Source organism: Demequina sp., from assembly GCF_024642165.1.
Lineage (GTDB): Bacteria > Actinomycetota > Actinomycetes > Actinomycetales > Demequinaceae > Demequina.
In genome coordinates this window covers 1-19,647 of sequence record NZ_JAHEBP010000038.1, presented here as the reverse complement: position 1 = coordinate 19,647, position 19,647 = coordinate 1, and the positions used below count along the sequence as shown (strand labels likewise).

General features: G+C 71.4%; 25 protein-coding genes. 22 read left to right on the top strand and 3 right to left on the bottom strand.

Annotated features, from left to right (window positions below; genetic code table 11):
* Positions 1-8 precede the first annotated feature (8 nt).
* The 10 genes from ffh (at position 9) to Q0L54_RS05305 (ending at position 8,734) form a co-directional block, all read left to right on the top strand.
* Positions 9-1,598, top strand: a complete 1,590-nt coding sequence (gene ffh, locus Q0L54_RS05350) for a signal recognition particle protein (protein WP_296666045.1) — start codon at positions 9-11, stop codon at positions 1,596-1,598.
* Between the two features lies 1 nt (position 1,599).
* Positions 1,600-2,676, top strand: coding sequence for an amidohydrolase family protein (locus Q0L54_RS05345; protein WP_296666039.1), 1,077 nt, complete (start codon positions 1,600-1,602; stop codon positions 2,674-2,676).
* 80 nt (positions 2,677-2,756) lie between these two features.
* Positions 2,757-3,329, top strand: coding sequence for an FMN-binding protein (locus Q0L54_RS05340; protein WP_296666038.1), 573 nt, complete (start codon positions 2,757-2,759; stop codon positions 3,327-3,329).
* Positions 3,326-4,735, top strand: a complete 1,410-nt coding sequence (locus Q0L54_RS05335; protein ID WP_296666036.1) for a ferredoxin reductase family protein — start codon at positions 3,326-3,328, stop codon at positions 4,733-4,735. Before Q0L54_RS05340 ends, Q0L54_RS05335 begins: the two co-directional genes overlap by 4 nt.
* An 89-nt stretch (positions 4,736-4,824) precedes the next feature.
* Positions 4,825-6,168 (top strand): ferredoxin reductase family protein, encoded by a 1,344-nt coding sequence (locus Q0L54_RS05330; RefSeq protein ID WP_296666034.1) that lies wholly within the window; start codon positions 4,825-4,827, stop codon positions 6,166-6,168.
* A 16-nt stretch (positions 6,169-6,184) separates the two neighbouring features.
* A complete protein-coding gene (locus Q0L54_RS05325) occupies positions 6,185-6,604 on the top strand; it encodes an FMN-binding protein (RefSeq protein ID WP_296666044.1) in 420 nt (139 codons plus the stop codon).
* 3 nt (positions 6,605-6,607) lie between these two features.
* Positions 6,608-7,021 (top strand): FMN-binding protein, encoded by a 414-nt coding sequence (locus Q0L54_RS05320; protein ID WP_296666032.1) that lies wholly within the window; start codon positions 6,608-6,610, stop codon positions 7,019-7,021.
* Positions 7,022-7,057: 36 nt separating this feature from the next.
* The gene (locus Q0L54_RS05315; RefSeq protein WP_296666031.1) at positions 7,058-7,831 is read left to right on the top strand and encodes an FAD:protein FMN transferase; all 774 of its coding nucleotides are present in this window, start codon (positions 7,058-7,060) and stop codon (positions 7,829-7,831) included.
* A gap of 163 nt (positions 7,832-7,994) precedes the next feature.
* Positions 7,995-8,501, top strand: a complete 507-nt coding sequence (gene rpsP, locus Q0L54_RS05310) for a 30S ribosomal protein S16 (protein WP_296666029.1) — start codon at positions 7,995-7,997, stop codon at positions 8,499-8,501.
* Positions 8,502-8,503: 2 nt separating this feature from the next.
* Positions 8,504-8,734, top strand: coding sequence for a KH domain-containing protein (locus Q0L54_RS05305; protein WP_296666027.1), 231 nt, complete (start codon positions 8,504-8,506; stop codon positions 8,732-8,734).
* 68 nt (positions 8,735-8,802) lie between these two features.
* Here Q0L54_RS05305 and Q0L54_RS05300 read toward each other — a convergent pair whose 3' ends face one another.
* Both Q0L54_RS05300 and Q0L54_RS05295 read right to left on the bottom strand, forming a co-directional pair.
* The gene (locus Q0L54_RS05300; protein WP_296666025.1) at positions 8,803-9,219 is read right to left on the bottom strand and encodes a hypothetical protein; all 417 of its coding nucleotides are present in this window, start codon (positions 9,217-9,219) and stop codon (positions 8,803-8,805) included.
* 39 nt (positions 9,220-9,258) lie between these two features.
* Positions 9,259-9,666: a hypothetical protein gene (locus tag Q0L54_RS05295; protein ID WP_296666023.1), complete on the bottom strand. Its 408-nt coding sequence runs from the start codon at positions 9,664-9,666 to the stop codon at positions 9,259-9,261.
* An 81-nt stretch (positions 9,667-9,747) separates the two neighbouring features.
* Here Q0L54_RS05295 and rimM point away from each other — a divergent pair, with 81 nt between their 5' ends.
* The 11 genes from rimM (at position 9,748) to Q0L54_RS05240 (ending at position 18,360) form a co-directional block, all read left to right on the top strand.
* Entirely contained in the window at positions 9,748-10,293 is a 546-nt protein-coding gene (gene rimM, locus Q0L54_RS05290) for a ribosome maturation factor RimM (RefSeq protein WP_296666020.1), read from the top strand.
* A gap of 3 nt (positions 10,294-10,296) precedes the next feature.
* Positions 10,297-11,007 (top strand): tRNA (guanosine(37)-N1)-methyltransferase TrmD, encoded by a 711-nt coding sequence (gene trmD / locus Q0L54_RS05285; RefSeq protein ID WP_296666019.1) that lies wholly within the window; start codon positions 10,297-10,299, stop codon positions 11,005-11,007.
* A gap of 164 nt (positions 11,008-11,171) precedes the next feature.
* Positions 11,172-11,519, top strand: a complete 348-nt coding sequence (rplS, locus tag Q0L54_RS05280; RefSeq protein WP_296666017.1) for a 50S ribosomal protein L19 — start codon at positions 11,172-11,174, stop codon at positions 11,517-11,519.
* Positions 11,520-11,521: 2 nt separating this feature from the next.
* Positions 11,522-12,235, top strand: coding sequence for a signal peptidase I (gene lepB / locus Q0L54_RS05275; protein ID WP_366937937.1), 714 nt, complete (start codon positions 11,522-11,524; stop codon positions 12,233-12,235).
* A 1-nt stretch (position 12,236) separates the two neighbouring features.
* Positions 12,237-12,896, top strand: coding sequence for a ribonuclease HII (locus Q0L54_RS05270; protein WP_296666015.1), 660 nt, complete (start codon positions 12,237-12,239; stop codon positions 12,894-12,896).
* 52 nt (positions 12,897-12,948) lie between these two features.
* On the top strand, positions 12,949-13,272 hold the full coding sequence (locus tag Q0L54_RS05265) for a DUF2469 domain-containing protein (RefSeq protein ID WP_296666013.1): 324 nt from the start codon (positions 12,949-12,951) through the stop codon (positions 13,270-13,272).
* Positions 13,273-13,468: 196 nt separating this feature from the next.
* Positions 13,469-13,825, top strand: coding sequence for a YraN family protein (locus Q0L54_RS05260; protein WP_296666012.1), 357 nt, complete (start codon positions 13,469-13,471; stop codon positions 13,823-13,825).
* The gene (locus Q0L54_RS05255) at positions 13,822-15,333 is read left to right on the top strand and encodes a YifB family Mg chelatase-like AAA ATPase (RefSeq protein WP_296666010.1); all 1,512 of its coding nucleotides are present in this window, start codon (positions 13,822-13,824) and stop codon (positions 15,331-15,333) included. Before Q0L54_RS05260 ends, Q0L54_RS05255 begins: the two co-directional genes overlap by 4 nt.
* The gene (gene dprA / locus Q0L54_RS05250) at positions 15,330-16,532 is read left to right on the top strand and encodes a DNA-processing protein DprA (RefSeq protein ID WP_296666007.1); all 1,203 of its coding nucleotides are present in this window, start codon (positions 15,330-15,332) and stop codon (positions 16,530-16,532) included. The genes Q0L54_RS05255 and dprA overlap by 4 nt, the downstream gene beginning before the upstream one ends.
* A 65-nt stretch (positions 16,533-16,597) precedes the next feature.
* Positions 16,598-17,527 carry a tyrosine-type recombinase/integrase gene (locus Q0L54_RS05245; protein ID WP_296666005.1) on the top strand — a complete coding sequence of 310 codons (930 nt, stop codon included), beginning with the start codon at positions 16,598-16,600 and terminating at the stop codon, positions 17,525-17,527.
* A gap of 14 nt (positions 17,528-17,541) precedes the next feature.
* The gene (locus Q0L54_RS05240; protein WP_296666002.1) at positions 17,542-18,360 is read left to right on the top strand and encodes a FliA/WhiG family RNA polymerase sigma factor; all 819 of its coding nucleotides are present in this window, start codon (positions 17,542-17,544) and stop codon (positions 18,358-18,360) included.
* Here Q0L54_RS05240 and Q0L54_RS05235 read toward each other — a convergent pair.
* Positions 18,242-18,754: a M23 family metallopeptidase gene (locus Q0L54_RS05235; protein WP_296666040.1), complete on the bottom strand. Its 513-nt coding sequence runs from the start codon at positions 18,752-18,754 to the stop codon at positions 18,242-18,244. The genes Q0L54_RS05240 and Q0L54_RS05235 overlap by 119 nt on opposite strands.
* Before the next feature lie 465 nt (positions 18,755-19,219).
* Here Q0L54_RS05235 and rpsB point away from each other — a divergent pair.
* Positions 19,220-19,647: 30S ribosomal protein S2 (gene rpsB, locus Q0L54_RS05230; RefSeq protein ID WP_296666001.1), on the top strand; the 428-nt coding region annotated here is incomplete at its 3' end.

Genomic DNA, 19,647 nt, shown 5'->3' with positions numbered 1-19,647 from the left:
GGATATCCGTGTTCGCCAACCTCTCCGATCGTCTGACAGAGACGTTCCGCAATCTGCGGGGCAAGGGCCGCCTGTCCGAGGCGGACATCGACGGCACCATCCGTGAGATCCGCCGCGCGCTGCTCGACGCCGACGTCGCGGTGCCGGTGGTGCGGACGTTCACCGGCAACATCCGCGAGCGCGCGCTCGGGGCGGAGGTGTCGGGGGCGCTGAACCCCGGCCAGCAGGTCGTGAAGATCGTCAACGAGGAGCTGATCGCCATCCTCGGCGGCGAGGCGCGCCAGCTCCGGTTCGCCAAGACCGGCCCCACCGTGATCATGCTCGCGGGGCTTCAGGGAGCGGGCAAGACCACTCTCGCGGGCAAGCTGGCACATCACCTCAAGCAGCAGGGCCACACCCCGCTGCTGGTGGCCGCCGATCTCCAGCGCCCCAACGCCGTGACCCAGCTCCAGGTGGTGGGCCAGCGTGCGGGCGTCCCGGTGTTCGCTCCCGAGCCCGGGGTGACCCGCGAGGACGAGCGGCCCCGCGGCAACCCCGTGAAGGTGGCGAAGAAGGGTCTCAAGGAGGCCGAGCAGCGCCAGCACAGCGTGGTCATCGTCGACACGGCCGGACGCCTCGGCATCGACGCCGAGCTGATGCGCCAGGCGAGCGACATCCGCAAGGCCGTCGAGCCCGACGAGGTGCTGTACGTCATCGACGCCATGATCGGCCAGGACGCGGTCGCCACCGCATCGGCCTTCCAGGAGGGCGTGGACTTCACGGGCGTGGTGCTCACCAAGCTCGATGGCGACGCCCGCGGTGGCGCCGCGCTCTCGGTCGCGGAGATCACCGGCCGGCCCATCATGTTCGCGTCCACGGGCGAGAAGCTCGACGACTTCGACGTGTTCCACCCGGACCGCATGGCCTCGCGCATCCTCGACATGGGCGACATCCTCACCCTCATCGAGCAGGCCGAGAAGGCGTTCGATCAGGACGAGGCCGAGCGCATGGCGCAGAAGGTCTCCCAGGGCGAGGACTTTACGCTCACGGACTTCCTGAGCCAGATGCAGCAGCTCAAGAACATGGGCTCGATGAAGAAGATGCTGACCATGCTCCCGGGCATGGGTCAGATGCGGGAGCAGATCGAGAACTTCGACGAGCGCGAGCTGGTGCGCATCGAGGCCATCATCCAGTCGATGACGCCGCGCGAGCGAGACAACCCCAAGGTGCTCAACGGCTCGCGGCGCTCGCGCATCGCCGCAGGATCCGGCACCACGGTCGCTCAGATCAACTCGCTGGTGAAGCGCTTCGAGGACGCCCAGAAGATGATGCGTGCGATGTCGCGCGGCGGCGGCATGCCCAGCATGAACGGGGGCGCGCCCGGCTCGTTCGGCGGGCTACCCGGAGGCAAGAAGTCCAAGGGCAAGCAGGCGCCGCAGCGCAAGGTGAAGGGCAAGTCCGGCAACCCGGCCAAGCGGGCTGAGCAGGAGGCGGCCGCGCGCGATCGCACGCCGGCGGCGCCCGCCCCCGGATCCGCCTTCGGCCTGCCGTCCCCGCAGCAGCCGGAGGTCGATCGTTCGGCGCTGGGCGCGGATCTGTCGAAGTACCTGGGCCGATGACATGGCCCTCCACCTGACCGGTCCCGTGATCGTCGGAGACGACGACGTACGAACCGAGGCCTGGGTGGTGGAGGGGCGCATCACATTCGAGGAGCCGGCGCACATGGGCGTCAAGCGGCGGCTCGACGGCGTCGCCATCCCCGGGCTGGTCGACGTGCACTGCCACGTCGGCCTCGACAGCGGGGGAGCGGTGGAACCCCCCCTGGCGCTCAAGCAGGCGCTGGTGGACCGGGACGCCGGAACCTTGCTCATCAGGGATGCGGGCTCTCCCAGCGACACCCGCTTCCTCGACGGCGTCGCCACCGCGCCGCGGCTGATCCGCGCCGGCCGGTTCATCGCGCGGCCGATGCGGTACCTGCGTCACTACGCCCGCGAGATCGAGGTGGAGGACCTCCCGGCGGTGATGGCCGACGAGGCGCGCAAGGGCGACGGCTGGGTCAAGATCATCGCCGACTGGATCGAGCGCGAGGTCGGAGACCTCACGCCGCTGTGGCCCGCCGACGTTCTCGCGGAGGGCGTCGCGGCGGCTCACGAGGCGGGCGCGCGTGTCACCGCTCACGCGTTCGCCACCGAGAGCATGGGGCCGCTGCTCGACGCCGGGATCGACTGCATCGAGCACGGCACCGGGATGAATCACGAGCACATGGAGGAGTGCGCGCGGCGTGGGGTCCCCGTGGTGCCCACGCTTCTGCAGGTCGCCAACTTCGAGGGCTACGCGGCGCAGGGCGGCGCACGGTTTCCCGCCTATGCGGCGCGCATGCGGACCATGCACGAGCGTCGGTTCGCCCACGTGCGCGACCTCCACGACGCGGGCGTGCCGCTGCTCGTGGGGACCGATGCCGGCGGCACGATCGGCCATGGTGCGCTGCCCGCCGAGGCCGCGCTGCTGGTGGCGGCCGGCATCCCCGCCGCGGATGTGGTCGCGAGCGCGTCCTGGCGCGCGCGGGCGTTCCTCGGCGCCGAGGCGCTGGAGGAGGGCGCGTCCGCGGATCTGGTCCTGTACGGCGCGGACCCGCGGGACGACATCACCGAACTGGCCTCGCCGCGGCACGTCGTGCTACGCGGCGACGTCGTCTGACGCGACGCAGGGGAGCCGTCTCAGCAAACTCCCAGGTCCACCTTTGAGTCCTCTCAGGTTGAGCCGGTCATATTGGGATCATGAAGCGTTCCTCCGGCATCATCGTCACCGGCCTCTCGGCCACGCTGCTGTCGGCCGGCTGGGTGGTCGGCTCCGGCATGTTCGCCACCGACGACGCGACCACCCTGGCATCGTCCGCCCAGATGTCGGTCCCGCTCGACACCTCCACCGCGACCCCGTCTGCGACCCCGTCCGCGACTCCGTCGGCGACGCCTTCCGCGTCGGCGTCCGCCACGGCCGAGGCGAGCGCCGCCGACTCGAGCGCGGCGGTGACCACGCCGGAGCCGAGTGCCGCCTCGACCCCCGACACCGTGTCGGGCACCTTCGACGGGCAGTCGGTGTCGACGCGCTACGGAAGTTTCCAGGCGGAGATCACCGTCGCCGGCAGCGTCATCACGGACATCACCTGGCTCAAGGAGGGCGCGAGCGACGGACATTCGCAGCAGATCAACAACTACGCGGTCCCGGTGCTGGTCAACGCGATCCTCGACAAGCAGAGCACCAACGTCGGCTACGTGTCCGGCGCCAGTTACACGAGCCAGGGCGTCGAGGACGCCGTGTACAGCGCGATGCAGGAGGCAGGTCTCGCATGACCACCATCGACATCCCGGCGGCCGGTCCCACGAGCGCGGAGCGCCACGACGTCGCGACGGCTCGGCGGCGCCATCGCGCGGTGTTCCGCAGCCGATGGAGGGACACGGTCGAGGCCGCCGGCTGGCTTGCGGGCATCGGCGCGGTCGCGCTGATGCTCGCGTCCGGCACGGTGGACGTCGGCTCCGCCGCGGGCTTCCTCACCACGATGGGCCGCATCGCCGGCATCGTCGCGTCGACGATGATCATGGCCCAGCTGATCCTCATCGCGCGCATCCCGGTGGTCGAGCGCGTGGTCGGGCACGATCGTGCCGCGAAGATCCACAGCCAGCTGGGCCGGCTCGGATTCATCGTCATCATCGCCCACATCCTGCTGCTCATCGGCGGCTATGCGCTCTCCATCCACACCACCTTCCTGGACCAGACCTGGCAGTTCGTGGTCGGGTACGGCGGCCCCATGTTCATGGCGTCGGTGGGCTTCGTGGTGCTGGTGGCGGTGGTGGTGACGTCCTACGCGATCGTGCGAACCCGGTGGCGCTACGAGAACTGGCACGCCGTCCACCTCTTCAGCTACCTCGCGGTGGGCCTGTCCATCCCGCACCAGTTCACGGACGGCGAGAGCTTCCTGACCATGGGCTTCGCGTGGTGGTACTGGGTGGTGCTGTGGACCGTGGCCGTCGGCGGCCTCCTGGCCTACCGCGTGGTCCGTCCCGTCACGCGCTACTTCCGGCACCGCATCGCGGTGGCCGCGGTGGACCGGGTCTCGGACGGCTCGACCGTCATCACGATGTCCGGGCGCGACATCCTCTCGCTGCGCCCCGAGGCCGGCCAGTTCTTCCTGTTCCGGTTCCTCGCCAAGGACATGTGGGGCGAGGCCCACCCCTATTCCCTGTCCCGCGCGCCCCGCGACGGCTGGCTACGGATCACGGTCAAGCCGCTGGGCGACAGCTCGGCGCGTCTCGCGACCCTGACCCCCGGCACGCGGGTGATGGTCGAGGGCCCGCTGGGCATCTTCACCGAGGCCTCCCGCTCGGGAGACCACCTGGTGCTCGCCGGCGCGGGCATCGGCATCACCCCCGTGCTGGCCTTCCTGGAGACCGCGGACGTCGAGCCGGGACGATGCACCGTGATCGTGCGCGCGTCGAGCCTCGAGGACGCCCCCCACCTCGACGAGGTGGTCCGCATCGCACGGGAGCGTGGCGCCGCGGTGCACGTGCTCGTGGGACGTCGCGGCCCGGGCTGGTCGCCGGCGCAGAACCCGGTGATCCTGTCCGATCTGGTCCCCGAGATCGCCGGCGCCGACATCTACGCGTGCGGCCCCGCCGTGTGGGTCGATGCGCTGTTCGCCGACGCGGAGCGGGCGGGAGTGCCCAAGGGCCGCCGGCACGCCGAGGAGTTCTCCTGGTGACACGTACGATGCTCGGGCGGGCCGGGGAACACTCTCCACCCGCCTGAGCGTTGCTACGTCAAGCCCGTCCCCGAGCGTCCGGAGGCCCAGTGACCACGGTCGACGCCCTGTCTCGACGTGCCGCGCGCCGCGGGTTGTGGCGGGACGGTCTCGAGGCCGCGATCTATGTGGTCGCCGCGATCGGGGTCGCTCTATTCGTCGCCTCGGGGGGCCTGCTCGCCACCTCCCCCGTGGACCATCTGTACGGACTGGGCCGCGTCGCGGGCATCGTGGCCGCGGTCCTGGTGCTGGCGCAGATCACGCTCATCTCGCGCGCGCCGTTCCTCGAGAGGGCGGTCGGTCACGACCGTGCGGCAGCCATCCACATGCGCCTGGGCAAGGTCGCGTTCGTGCTCATGCTGGTGCACGCCGCCCTGATCATCGTGATGACGGCGCGCTACGACGGCCGGTCGATCCTGAGCCAATCGGTCGCATTCTGGGACCTGGGCTGGTTCATGGTGGCCGCGCAGGCGGGCCTGGGCCTCTTCACTATCGTGGTGGCCACCTCGCTTGTCGTCGTGCGGTCGCGATGGCGTTACGAGCGGTGGCACGCGGTCCACCTCCTGGTATACCTGGCGATCGCGGCGGTGGTGCCTCACCAGTTCCTCGAGGGATCCACGTTCCGCGACGGTGGCGCGGCCTGGTGGTTCTGGCTGGTGCTCTATTCGTTCGCCGTCGGCTCTTTCGTCACCTTCCGGGTGGCGCGACCGCTGGTGCTCGCGCGCCGGCATCGGCTTCGCGTCGCCGCGGTGCAGCCGCTCCCGGACGGTTCGACCAGCATCGTGGTCGCGGGGCAGGACCTCGAGCGCCTGGGCGCCCGCCCCGGCCAATTCATGCTGTGGAGATTCCTCGACCGCGACCGTTGGGCCCAGGCCCACCCGTACTCCTTGTCGCGCGGTCCGTCCCCCGACTCGCTGCGCATCACCGTCAAACCGTCCGGGGACGCCTCTGCGGCCCTGCGCGACGTCGCGATCGGCACGCGGGTGCTCGCCGAGGGCCCGCTGGGCGTCTTCACCGGCGTGTCCCGCACCGCCCCCGGGGCGGTGCTCATCGCCGCGGGGATCGGAGTCACCCCGATCCGGGCCCTGCTCGAGGAGCTCGACGGACCCACCACGGTGATCCTGCGTGTGCGATCGCGCGAGGAGGCGCCGCTGCTCGACGAGGTCGAGGAGCTCGCCGCCGCGCGCGGCGCGGAGCTGCGTGTGATCGACGGCCCTCGGGGACGCGGATGGGCCACCTCTGCCGGCGAGACGCTCGCGGGTCTGGTGCCCGATGTGGCTGAACGTGACGTCTTCGTGTGCGGCCCCGTCCCGTGGGCCGATGCGGTGGCGGCGGACGCCCGCGCGGCTGGCGTGCCGCACGTGGCGATCCACCGGGAAAGATTCGGATGGTGAGGAGGACGTGGTGACCATGATGACCAGGACCGCGGGCGCGCTCGCCTTCGCCGGCGCGGCCGCGACGCTGCTGAGCGCATGCGGGGGGAGTGCCGAGGCCGAGGGTCACCAGGTTCAGAGCGCCCAGGCCGATTCCGCGGCGTTCGCCTACGCCGACGGCGTGTACGACGGGCCCCGGGTGACCAACCTGCGCGGCGGCTATCAGGCGCAGGTGACCGTCACGGGCGGGCGGATCACCGGGGTCGCCGCCATCGAGGCGGGGACGGACGCGCCCGAATCGGTCGCGATCAACGCTCGCGCGGTCCCCGAGCTGGCGGACAAGGTGATCGCCGCGCAGAGCGCGCAGGTGGAGCACGTGTCCGGATCCTCCTACACGTCTCCCGCGTTCCTCGAATCCATCCAGGGCGCCCTCGACGCCGCGGGCGGGGCGTCCTAGACGATGCGCGCGTCACGCGGGGTGGTGGTGGCAGCGGGATGCGTCGGCATCGTAGGCGCGGGCTGGGCGGTGGCGCCCAAGGAGCTGCCCGCGCTCGACCTGGTGCCTCCCGCGCAGCCCACCCCCGTGGCGACCGGTACCGCGGCGACGTTCGACGGACCCGTGGTGACCAACCTGCGCGGCGGCTACCAGGCCCGCATCACGGTGGCCGATGGCGCGGTCACCGATGTCCAGGCGGTGGTCGCGGGGACCCAGGACCCGCAGTCGATCACGGTGAACGCGTTCGCCATCCCCGAGCTGCGGGCCCGGGTGCTCGACGCGCAATCCTGGGACGTCGACGCCGTCAGCGGCGCATCGTTCACCTCACCCGCCTTCATCGAGTCGCTGCGCGGCGCGTTCGACGCCGCCGGGCTGTAGCCGTCCCCACACGTGACCGTCCGACCAGGAGATCCCATGGACACCTTCCGCGCCACCGTGCACGCGATGGCGATGCCGTTCACCGTCGAGATCGACGGCGCCGAGCCGGCCGTCTGCGAGGCCGCAGTGGCGGCCTTCCATCGCGAGCTGGTGTGGGCGGATCAGGTCTTCTCGCTGTGGAGGGACGATTCCTCGCTGCAGCGGGTGCTGCGTGGCGAGCTCACCCTCGACGAGGCGGAGCCGGAGCTGCGCGAGGTGCTCGAGGCCTGCGAGTGGTTCCGCGAGGCGACCGCCGGCGGCTTCGACGCGCGCCGCGCCGACGGCGTGCTGGACCCGACGGGTCTGGTCAAGGGCTGGGCGGTGGTGCGCGCCGCACGCAGGCTGCAGGCGGCGCGGCCGGCCGACTGGATGGTGGGCGCCTCGGGCGACGTCCTGGTGGGCGGCGCCCGCGCACGCCGCATCGGCATCGCGGATCCGCGCGTGAAGGGCGACCCCACGGGCACCGACGTCGTGGACGTGGTCGAGCTGGGCGGGTCTTTCACCGCGCTCGCGACCTCCGGCGGCGCCCAGGTGGTCGACCACATCTGGGACCCCGTCACCGGCCAGACCGCGCGCCACTTCATGCAGGTCTCGGTGCTGGGGGCGGACCTCACGGAGGTCGACGCCTGGGCGACGGCGATCGCGGGCGGGGGACCGCGGGTGATCGGTCCCGCGCTGGAGCGCGGACTCGAGGTGATGGTGATCCTGGGCGAGCGCTACGACGGCACCTACGACTCCCAGAACTCACCCGGCTGGCCCTCGGTGCGGTGACACCACGGCGCGGGTTGGTCGCGCATCGTCCCGTCTGGCACAATAGGGCGCTGGTGACCGCGGCCCTCTACCCGCGCGAGCTATTCGTCTTGTCAGCGATGCCGTCCCGATTTCCCCGGGACGGAGGAGCCGGCTCACACCGAATACACAAGGAGACACAGCCATGGCTGTCAAGATTCGCCTCAAGCGCTTCGGCAAGAAGCGCGCCCCGTTCTACCGCATCGTCGTCATGGACTCGCGCACCAAGCGCGACGGCCGTGCGATCGAGGAGATCGGCAAGTACCACCCCACCGAGGAGCCCTCGATCATCGAGATCGACTCGGACCGCGCGCAGTACTGGCTCTCCGTGGGCGCGCAGCCCACCGAGCAGGTCGCCGTGCTCCTCAAGCTCACGGGCGACTGGGCCACCTTCAAGGGCGAGAAGGGCGTGAACACCGTCCAGGGTGCATCCGCTAAGTCCGACCCCGACGCGGCCATCAAGGCGCACGCCGATGCCGCGGAGAAGGCCAAGGCCGCCGCCGCCGCCGCGAAGGAGGCCGCCAAGGTCGCCGACGAGTCCTCCGAAGTCCCGTCCGACGAGGGTGACGAGGTCGACGTCGAGATCGCCGAGGGCAACCCCAGCGACGCCGACGACGCGGTTGAGGGCACGCTTCCCGAAGAGGACAAGTAGCGATGGTCCTCGACGCGCTCGAGTACCTGGTGCGCAGCATCGTCCGCAACCCGGACGACGTGACCGTGACGGAGCGCTCGGGGCGTCGTGGAACCACCATCAACGTGGTGGTTCACCCCGACGACCTCCCTCGTGTCATCGGCCGCCGTGGCCGCACCGCGACGGCGATCCGCACGGTCGTGGGCGCCATCTCGCGCGAGGACGTCCGCGTCAACATCGTGGACGTCGCCTGAGCGAAGGCTGAGAACGGCAGGAGGGCCCTCCCCCAGCGGGGAGGGCCCTCCTGCCGTCTACCGGGATGTCAGCCCCGGTAACCGCGGAAGAAGTCCGAGGCGTTGCGCGTCGACAGCAGACCCAGCACCACGAGCGCCAGCACCACCTGCGCGACGCCCTGGTAGGCGGCCTCACCACCCACCACGACGAGCGCGTAGGCGGCCGCCGCGATGCGCAGAATCATCACCATCATCACGAAGACGCGCGCGCCCTGCGAGCCGTTCGCGACGCCGTAGGCGACCGCGGCGGTGAGCGCGCCCACGATGAGCGTCATGATGCCGTACCACCGGACCTCGCCCTCCGCGAGCGAGGACTCCACCGAGTCGAGGTTGTACGACAGCCAGAGCATGACCCCACCCACGATGAGGTCGAGCGCGGCGGCGATCCAGGTGAGCGCGGCGACGAACGTGACGGAGCCCGGGCGGCGGGCCAGTGCTGTGGACATGTGGTCTCCCTGGTGTGGTGTCGGGTTCGGCGACCGGGCTCAGGCGGATCTGAAGAAGGCCGAAGCGCGCGGCGTGAACAGGATGGCGATGACGAGCGCCGCGGCGACCCCCTGGCCGATCGATTGCCATCGGACCAGGTCGCCGAACTCGACGTAGGCGTAGATGGCTCCCGCGATCCTCAGGATCATGAGGATCATGACGATCACGCGCGACAGCTGGGTGCCCGCGGCGAGGCCGAGCGCCATCGCCACCGTGAGCAGCCCGATCGCGAGGAGGCTGATGCCGTAGGCGCGCAGATCCGAGGCGCCGATGTCCACGGTGACGCGGTCCATGTTGAGGCTCAGCCACAGCAGCGCCGCACCGCCCACGAGGTCGACGAAGGCGACGATCCAGGTGAGGACTACCACGAAGGTGACCCCAGCCGGCCGTCTGACGGTGGTGCTCATGACGATCCTTCCCGCAGGTAGATGATGGCCCCACGCTAGCGCGCGGGCAGCCTCGAGGCGAGGAGCCCGTACCCTGGGACCATGAGATTGACCGTCGCCCGCATCGGCCGCGCCCATGGCCTGAAGGGCGAGGTGAGCATGGTGCTTCACACCGATGTGCCGGAGCAGCGCCTCGTGCCCGGCGCGGTTCTCGAGACGGAGCCCGCCGCGGCGGGGCCGCTCACCATCGAGCGCGTCCGCACGCAGTCGGGGCGGTGGTACGTGCAGTTCGCCCAGATCAGCGGCCGAGAGGCCGCCGAGGCCGCGCGCGGGGTCGAGTTGACCATCGAGGGCGCCGAGTCCGACGAGGACGATGCGTGGTTCGTCCACGAGCTCGTGGGCCTCGCGGCCGTGCGCCCGGGTGGCGAGGTGGTCGGGGAGGTGGTCGACCTGCTCTCGATGCCCGCGCAGGATCTCCTGGTGGTGAGGCAGCCGGGGGGCGCCCGGGCGATGATCCCGTTCGTCGAGGAGTTCGTGCCGGAGGTCGACGTCGAAGGTGGGCGCGTGGTGGTGACACCGCCATTCGGGCTCCTCGCCGGCGAGGAGCCCGAGACCACGGGCGAGACCGCCGGCGCGTCGGGCGGCTGAGCCATGCGGATCGACGTGATCACCATCTTCCCCGAGTTCTTCGGGGTGCTCGACGTCTCCCTGCTGGGCAAGGCTCGCGAGTCCGCCCTGGTCGAGACCCAGGTGCACGACCTGCGCGAGTCCGCCACGGTGAAGGCGGACGGCAGTCCCGACGTCCACCGCACGGTCGACGACGCGCCATTCGGCGGGGGTGCGGGCATGGTGATGAAGGCGGACGTCTGGGGGAAAGCGATCGACCGGGTGCTGATGCCGTTGGGCGTGCTGGTGATCCCGAGCCCCGCGGGCGTGCCGTTCACCCAGTCGCTGGCGGCGGAGCTCTCGCACGCGCCCCAGCTGGTGTTCGCGTGCGGCCGCTACGAGGGCATCGACGCCCGCGTGGCGGAGCACTACGCGGACCAGGGGTACCGGGTGCTCGAGGTGAGCCTCGGTGACTACGTGCTCAACGGGGGCGAGGTGGCGGCCTTCGCCATCATCGAGGCGGTCACGCGGCTGATCCCGGGGTTCATGGGCAACGCCCAGTCGATCGTGGAGGAGTCGCACGCGGACGGCCTGCTCGAGTACCCGAGCTACACCCGCCCGGCATCGTGGCGCGGAATCGACGTGCCCGAGGTGCTGCTCAGCGGGCACCACGCCCGCATCTCCGAATGGCGGCGGGCGCAGCAGCTCGCGCGCACCAGGGCGCTCCGGCCGGACCTGCTGCCGCCCGAGGACTGAACTCTCGCATCGTGCCCCCGGGATGTGGCAGACTAGTCCCTCGGTGCGCGCGGAGCCGAGTCCTGCCACAGGGGGAACGGCGCCCTCCGACGCTTCACCGTCATATCGAACGCCATCAGGCGGATACCGTGCGTGACCTGTGGCAGGTACGAGGAGAGAGACCCATGCAGAAGCTTGACAACGTCACCGCGGGCCAGCTCCGCGACGACATCCCGGCCTTCCGTGCCGGCGACACCGTGAAGGTGCACGTGAAGGTCGTCGAGGGCAGCCGCTCCCGCGTCCAGATCTTCCAGGGCGTGGTCATCGCCCGCCAGGGCCAGGGCATCGGCGAGACCTTCACGGTCCGCAAGATCTCCTTCGGCGTCGGCGTCGAGCGCCTCTTCCCGCTGCACGCGCCCACCATCGACCTGATCGAGGTGGTCTCGCGCGGCGACGTGCGCCGCGCGAAGCTGTACTACCTCCGCGGGCTGCGTGGCAAGGCCGCTCGCATCCGCGAGAAGCGCGAGAACTAGACATCGCGTCCAGCAGTGACGCGCCGGCAGACGGGAAGCCGTCTGCCGGCCGTCGTGCTTGGGGCTGGGCCAAGGAGTTCATCCTTGTGGTCGTCAGCGCGCTGCTGCTGTCGCTGGTGATCAAGACCTTCTTCTTCCAGTCGTTCTACATTCCCTCGCCATCGATGGAGCCCACGCTTCTCGAGGGTGATCGCATCCTGGTCACCAAGTGGCGCCCGGACCCGCTGCCGTTGCGGCGGGGTGACGTGGTGGTCTTCAAGGACCCCGCTCACTGGCTCGGCTATCCCGACGCCGACGAGAGCGGCGTGCACCGGGTGGCCAAGGACGTCCTCACCTGGACCGGGCTGCTCCCCGAGGACGCGGGCGAGCACTTGGTCAAGCGCGTGGTGGGGCTTCCGGGCGACGTGGTCGAGTGCACCGACCCCGACGGCAACGTGACCGTGAACGGCGCCGAGGTGCTCGAGCCGTACACCGCGCCGGGTTCGCGTCCGTGCGGCATCGAGTTCCGGGTCGACGTGCCCGAGGGCTACCTCTGGGTCATGGGCGACAACCGCGACGACAGCGCGGACTCGCGAGCCCACATGGGCGATCCGGGAGGCGGCACCGTGCCCGTCGCCAACGTGGTGGGCACCACGTTCGCCGTGGTGTGGCCGTTCGACCGGTTCGGCGGCGTCGGCAATCCCTTCGGCGACCAGACGGCGTCCGAGCAGGGCTGACGTGGCCGTCTCCCTCGCGCACGAGCGTGCGCTCTGGGACGCGGGAGCCGCCACCGTCGCGGGCATCGACGAGGTGGGCCGCGGCGCCCTCGCCGGGCCCGTCTCGGTGGGCGTCGTGGTGGTCGCGCCGTGCGACACGTGGCCGGACGGGCTCACCGACTCGAAGCTGCTGACCGCCGCGCGCCGCGAGGCGCTCATCGCGCCCCTCCAAGGGTTCGGCGTGGCACGCGCCGTGGGCCACGCGTCCCCGCGTGAGATCGACGCCGCGGGCATCGTCGCCGCGCTGCGACTGGCGGCCCGACGCGCGCTCGCCGCGATCCCGCTCGCCGTCGAGGCCGTCCTGCTGGACGGCACTCACGACTGGCTCACCCCGCCGCCCCCGGACCTGTTCGGGGACGATGCGGGTCAGTGGGACGCTCCGCCCGTGACCATGGTCGTCAAGGGCGATCAGGCGTGCGCGTCGATCGCCGCCGGGTCGGTGATCGCGAAGGTCGAGCGTGACTCGCTGATGGCGGCTGCGCATCGGGACCATCCCGACTACGGGTGGGACGGGAACAAGGGGTACGGCGCCGCGGCGCATCTCGAGGCGCTGAGGCGGTTAGGCCCCTCCCCTCTGCATCGCGTCTCGTGGCGCCTGCCCGAGCGGGTGTCCGGCGGCTGAGCGACCAGCGCGTCATTCGCGTTCGGCGCCCGTTTGCGTCCATGATTGTGGGGTGAGCCACGAAGACCTCGAGAACTACGAGACCGAAGCCGAGCTTGCGCTGTACCGGGAGTACCGAGACGTCGTCGGACTGTTCCAGTACGTCGTCGAGACGGAGCGCCGCTTCTACCTCTGCAACAAGGTGGATCTCCAGGTGAAGGCCTCCGGCGGGGACATCTACTTCGAGGTCACGATGGCCGACGCCTGGGTGTGGGACGTCTACCGCAGCGCGAGGCTGGTCAAGAACGTGCGCGTGGTGACGTTCAAGGACGTCAACATCGAAGAGCTCGCCCGGGACGACGACCTTCCGGACCTCCGCCAGCTCCGCGGCCGCTAGCTGTCGGCGCGCGCCGCGCGCCCCGAGCACGCCTCGCCGGGCGCTCACACGCCCTTCCCCTTCGTCGGCCCTGTGCGTGGCCGCCGTGCCGCCCTGATGCCCCCGGGTCGCCCCGCGGGGCGGCCCGTCCACATGCTGCGTCCGGTTGCACCCGCGGCGCTCCGCCGTCGCCCAGGGTGAAACTCGGAGGTGGGGGATGGCGGTCAAGGACGTGGTGGGACGGTACGGCGAGGACCTCGCGGTGCGGGCGCTCGAGGGGCAGGGCTGGGAGGTGGTCGCGCGCAACTGGAGGTGCGCCTTCGGCGAACTCGACATCGTCGCGTGGGATGGGTCCGACACGGTGTTCGTGGAGGTGAAGACGCGGAGGTCGGACGCATTCGGTGGCGCGCTCGCGGCCGTGACGCCGTCCAAGCTTCGCCGATTGCGCCGGCTCGCGGGCGAGTGGCTCGCGGCTCAGGACGGCCACTGGCCAGGCGTCAGAATCGACGTGGTCGCGGTGACGCTGCCCCGCTCGGGGCCGGCTGTGATCGAGCACCTGCGCGGCGTCGAATGATCGGCCGCTGCAGATCCGTGGTGCTCGCGGGGCTCGCCGGGCACGTCATCGAGGTCGAAGCCCACGTCGCACGCGGGCTGCCCGCCTTCACCATCGTCGGGCTGCCCGATGCGTCCCTGACCGAGGCGAAGGATCGCGTCCGCGCGGCCGTCGCCTCCTCCGGAGTCGAGTGGCCGCGCCAGCGCATCACCGTGAACCTATCGCCGGCGTCGCTGCCCAAGTCCGGCTCGGGGACGGATCTTGCCATCGCCGTCGCCGTGATGGCCGCCGCGGGCGCGGTGGATGCCGGGCTCGCGCGGGAGCTCGTGCTGCTGGGCGAGCTCGGGCTCGACGGGCGCGTCCATCCTGTGCGGGGCGTGCTGCCCGCCGTCGCGGCGGCCGTCGCCCGCGGGTGGGTGCGGGTGGTGGTGCCCGCGGGCAACGCGGACGAGGCCGAGCTGGTGGGGGCGGCACAGGTGAGCGCCGCCGCGACTCTGGCCTCCGTGCTGCGCGCGCTGGGGGCCGACGCCAGCGCCGAGTCCGAGGAGGTGGTGCGTCCGCATGCGGTGGCCCCGGCGCCGGTCGCGGCCCCCGACCTCGCGGATGTCCGCGGTCAGGGCGAGGCGCGCATGGCTCTCGAGGTGGCCGCGGCGGGCGGTCACCACGTGCTGATGGTGGGTCCGCCCGGCGCCGGCAAGACGATGCTCGCGGAGAGGCTGCCGGGAGTCCTGCCCGTGCTGGCGGAGGCCGAGGCGATCGAGGTCACGGGCATTCACTCACTGGCAGGCACGTTCGACGCGGCCCGCGGGCTGCTTCGCCGCCCGCCGATCGAGGCCCCGCATCACACCGCGTCGGCTGCCTCGATCGTGGGCGGGGGCTCGGGCCTCGCCCGGCCCGGTGCCGTCTCGCTCGCCCACGCCGGAGTGCTCTTCCTCGACGAGGCGCCCGAGTTTCCGTCGCGGGTGCTGCAGACGCTTCGGCAGCCGCTCGAGCGCGGCGAGATCGTGCTTCACCGCTCGCACGGCGTGACGCGATATCCTGCGCGGTTCCAACTGGTGCTGGCGGCGAACCCCTGCCCTTGCGGCCGGTTCACGGGCACCGGCGAGCAGTGCACGTGCTCGTCAACGGCGCGGCGGAGGTACGTGAGCCGGTTGTCCGGCCCGCTGCTCGATCGGATCGACATCCAAGTGGCCGTGGGTGCTGTCGTGCGCGGCGCCGATGAGCCCGGTGAAGCCACTGCCGCGGTCGCGGTCCGCGTGGCGAACGCGCGGGCCGCGGCCGCGGAGCGCCTCGCCGCTCACGGGTGGACGCTCTCCGTGCAGGCGACGGGTCCGTGGTTGCGACGCCACACCTCGCGTGCGGCGTGCGCGGATCTGTGGCGGGCGGTGGATCGCGGCACGCTCACCGCGCGAGGGTTCGATCGCGCGCTGCGGGTCGCGTGGACCCTGGCCGACCTGCAGGGGAGGGGCTCGCCCGGTGCCGGGGAGGTTGCGCAGGCGCTGGCGTTGAGGCAAGGGGCGCGCGCATGAGCGTCGCGGCCGCCGTCACGTGGAGCGCGATCGCCGAGCCGGATGACCCGATCGCGTGCTGGCTCGTCGACCGGCTGGGTCCCGCGCCCGCCCTGGAGTGGCTCCGGCGTGCAGCGACGGACCCCGTCGGGGCGACGGTTGAGCTCGCCGCGCCGGTCAAGCAGGCGGACGCGGCGGTCCGTGCGGTGGGCCGGTGGACGCCGCGCCTCGAGGCGGCGGTACCCGAGCGGTTGGTCGAACGCGCCGAGCGGCTCGGCGCACGCGTCGTGGTCGCGGGCGACGAGGAGTGGCCGCAGCCGATGAACGACCTCGGCCCTCGGGCGCCGTACGCCCTGTGGATCAGGGGGCATGCTGACCTGGGCCGCGCATGGACACGGTCCGTGGCGATCGTGGGCGCCCGCGCCGCGACCGCCTACGGCGAGCATGTTGCCTCCGGCGCCGCGGCATCGGCCAGCGACCGCGGCATCACGGTGGTCAGCGGTGGCGCGTACGGCATCGACGCCGCCGCGCACCGTGGCGCGCTCGCCGCGGACGGCGTGTCGATCGCCGTGCTGGCGGGCGGCGTCGATCGGCTGTACCCGACCGGGAACGCGCTGCTGCTGGAGCGCCTGATGGACCACGGCGCCGTCGTCAGTGAGCAGCCGCCCGGCTTCGCTCCTCATCGCAGTCGCTTCCTCAGTCGCAACCGGCTGATCGCCACGGCGGGCGCGACCGTCGTGGTCGAGGCCGCGCCACGCTCGGGTGCGCTGTCCACGGCCCGTCACGCGGCAGAACTCGCGCGCCCGGTCGGCGCGGTTCCCGGGGCCATCACCTCGCCCTCGTCCGCGGGCTGCCATCGCCTCATCCGTGACGGGATGGCGATCCTGCTCGGGGAGCCGGCCGACGTTCTCGAGTTGGTGCTCCCGCTGGGCGAGGCCGTTCCCTCGGGCGAGCGATCCGAGGGCTCTGGACCGGACTTCGCGACATCGACGGAGCGCCAGGCCTACGGTGCGATACCCCGCCGTGGAGCGGGGGTCGACGCGGTGGGCACGGCCGCCGGGCTCACCGTCAGAGAGACGCTAGCGGCCCTGGGGGCGCTCGAGTCGCGAGGGCTGGTCACGCGCCTCGGCGGCTCATGGCACCGAGTGACGGTACCCGCACCGCGCAAGAATCCGCCTGATAATCCGGACATTCCATCACAAACCATAGGTGAAACTTGAGGGTGATGTGACAAATGTGACTCAAGGGGTTGATTTGACACATGTGACGATGCAAGGGTGTCGCCATGACCACCACGGCCGTCACCGCGAGCGAGCTGCTCGGCGCGTTCGACGGCTACCTGCGCCACCAGCGGGGGCTGTCGGGCAACACGGTTCGGGCGTACCTCGGTGACCTGACCCACCTCGCCCATCACCTGGGCGCCGCCGAGCCGTCCCGTGTCGACGCGGCCCTCGGGTGTGCGGGTCTTTCGGACCTGCGTGCCTGGCTCGCCGTGATGGACCGCGAGGGCCTCAGCCGCACCACACTCGCGCGTCGAGGAGCGGCCGCCCGCGCGTTCTTCGCCTGGGCAGCCGACACCGAGCGCATCGTCCCCAATCCCGCGATCCGGCTGGCCTCCGCGCGCCCCGCGTCCGTGCTGCCCACCGTGCTATCGGCGGTGGAGGTGGTCACCCTGCTCGACGTGGCCCGTACCCGCAGCGATGACGGCGACCCGATCCACCTGCGCGACTGGGCGGCCCTCGAGCTGCTGTATGCCACGGGGATGCGCGTGGGCGAGCTTGCCGGCGTCGACCGCCGTGACTGCGACCTCGCCGAGCGCCTGGTCCGCGTGGTCGGCAAGGGCGACAAGGAGCGAGTGGTTCCCTTCGGAGTGCCCGCGGCGAGCGCGGTTCAGGCCTGGCTCGACCGCGGCCGCGGGCGCCTGGCAGTGCCGGAGACGGACGACGCCCTGTTGCTCGGCCGTCGCGGTCAGCGCGTCAATCAGCGTCAGCTTCGGGAGTCCGTCCACAACCTGTGCCGGCTGGCAGGGGTCGACGAAGTCGCGCCGCATGCGCTGCGCCACACCGCCGCGACGCACCTGCTGACCGGCGGCTCCGACCTCCGCAGCGTTCAGGAGGTCCTGGGCCACGCGAGTCTTTCGACCACGCAGCGCTACACGCACGTATCCGCCGAGCGGCTCCGCGCCGCCTACCAACTCGCACACCCGCGCGCCTAGAGGGAGTCGCCTTCATGTCCGAGCTCACTGCCCTGCTGTCCGAAATCGAGCCCGACGTGCCCGCTCGGGTGCGTCACGTCGACACCGCGCTGTGGTGGGCGGAGCTCGAGGGTGACGGCCCTGGTCGTCGTGACGCGAGGGAGGCGTTGATCACCCACTACGCGCCCCTGGTGTCTCAGGTCGCGACCCGAGTCATCGCGAAGCTGCCCGAGACCGTCGAACTCGCGGACCTCGTGTCCTATGGGATGTTCGGTCTCATCGACGCGGTCGAGAAGTTCGACCTCAACCGAGGCTTCAAGTTCGAGACGTACGCCTCGACGCGCATCCGCGGAGCCATCATCGATGAGCTCCGCGCGGCCGACTGGGTCCCGCGGTCGGTGCGCTCCAAGGCGCGGACCCTCGAGCAGGCGACCCGTTCCCTCGAGCAGGAGCTCATGCGCCCGGTGAGCGACGACGACGTCGCGCAGCACCTGGGTTGGGCGACGGCCGAGGTGCGCACGGTGCGCGCCCAGGTTGCGCTGTCCCACGTCGCGGCCCTCGACGGGCTGCCCAGCGAGCCCGAGACCCGGCCGATCCCCACGCTCGGATCGCCGGTGGCCGCCGGAGCCTCGTCGCGGCTCGAGGCCCGCGAGGCCTCCGCACTGCTGGCCGAGGCGGTGGAGGGCGTGCGTGACCGCGAGCAGCAGGTGCTTCGCCTCTACTACTACGAGAGCCTCACGCTGTCGCAGATCGGGGAGATCCTCGGGGTGACCGAGTCCCGCGTGTCACAGATCCACTCCGCGGCGGTGAAGAAGCTTCGCGAGACTCTGGTCCGCACGGGCGCGTTCTCCTGACAGCGCGGGCGGAACGGATCGGCATCAGCCGCACGGGCCCGAATCCCATCAACAGATCGAGCGGATCGACGTAGGCGCCGTCGACGCGCACGCCCCAATGGACGCACGTCGCGGGTGCGCAGTGACCGGCGGTCTGCGCGACCACCGCCACGGGCTCGCCGCGGCCGACCGGAGTGCCGGCGGCCGCCGCGTTCTCGACCGGCTCGAGCGAGGAGATGAGACCGCCACCGTGGTCGATGGTGATCACGCCCCGACCGACCACAGGTCCCGCGAACGCGACGATGCCGTCGGCCGGCGCCACCACCGCCTGGTACGGAGCGGCCGCCAGGTCGATTCCTCGGTGTCCCGCCGCCCACCGCTGTGGCGGGGGCACGAACAAGGCCACCGCGCGCATCGGCTCGACGGGCGAGACCAGGCGCTGACCCGCCGTGCCCGGCGCGGCGGCGGCATTCGGGGACGCCGCTGCCCAGAGCGCGAGCGTTGTCGCCAGCGCGAGAGCGACGAGCGGGCGGAGGCGAGGAACCATGCGTCGACCATGCGCGAGTCGGGGCTCGTCGACGCGGTCGGAGCGGGCACCGGTGGAGGCGGAACGTGGTCGCCCGGCCAGGGGACATCACGCTGTTCGCCGCGAGCCCGCTGCTCGGGTATCATTGAGCCTGCATCCGGCATGCCCGGATGACATCGCGCACCATTCGCTCCCCGTGAGGGGAGCGCCGGGAGAGCAAGGTCCGAGAAATCGGTGCCCGACCGCGTTGGTGCCAGGGATGCGAGCCGCCCGGCCCGCATCGTCAACCGAACCGGGGTGCCACGCGCCCCAAGAAACGGCACGCGCAGATGCGCGTGCGGAACAGGATGAGCCATGGCCGTCGTGACCATGCGCCAGCTGCTCGACTCCGGTGTCCACTTCGGGCACCAGACCAGCCGCTGGAACCCCAAGATGAAGCGCTTCATCTTCACCGAGCGCAATGGCATCTACATCATCGACCTGCAGCAGTCGCTGTCGAAGATCGACAACGCCTACGCCTTCGTGCGCGACACCGTCGCCCACGGCGGCACCGTGCTCTTCGTGGGCACCAAGCGTCAGGCGCAGGAACAGATCGCGGAGCAGGCCAAGCGCGTGGGCATGCCCTTCGTGAACGAGCGTTGGCTGGGCGGCATGCTCACCAACTTCCAGACCGTCAGCAAGCGCGTCGCGCGCCTCAAGGAGCTCGAAGAGATCGACTTCGACGACGTCGCCGGCTCGGGCCGCACCAAGAAGGAGCTTCTCGGGATGCGTCGCGAGAAGGA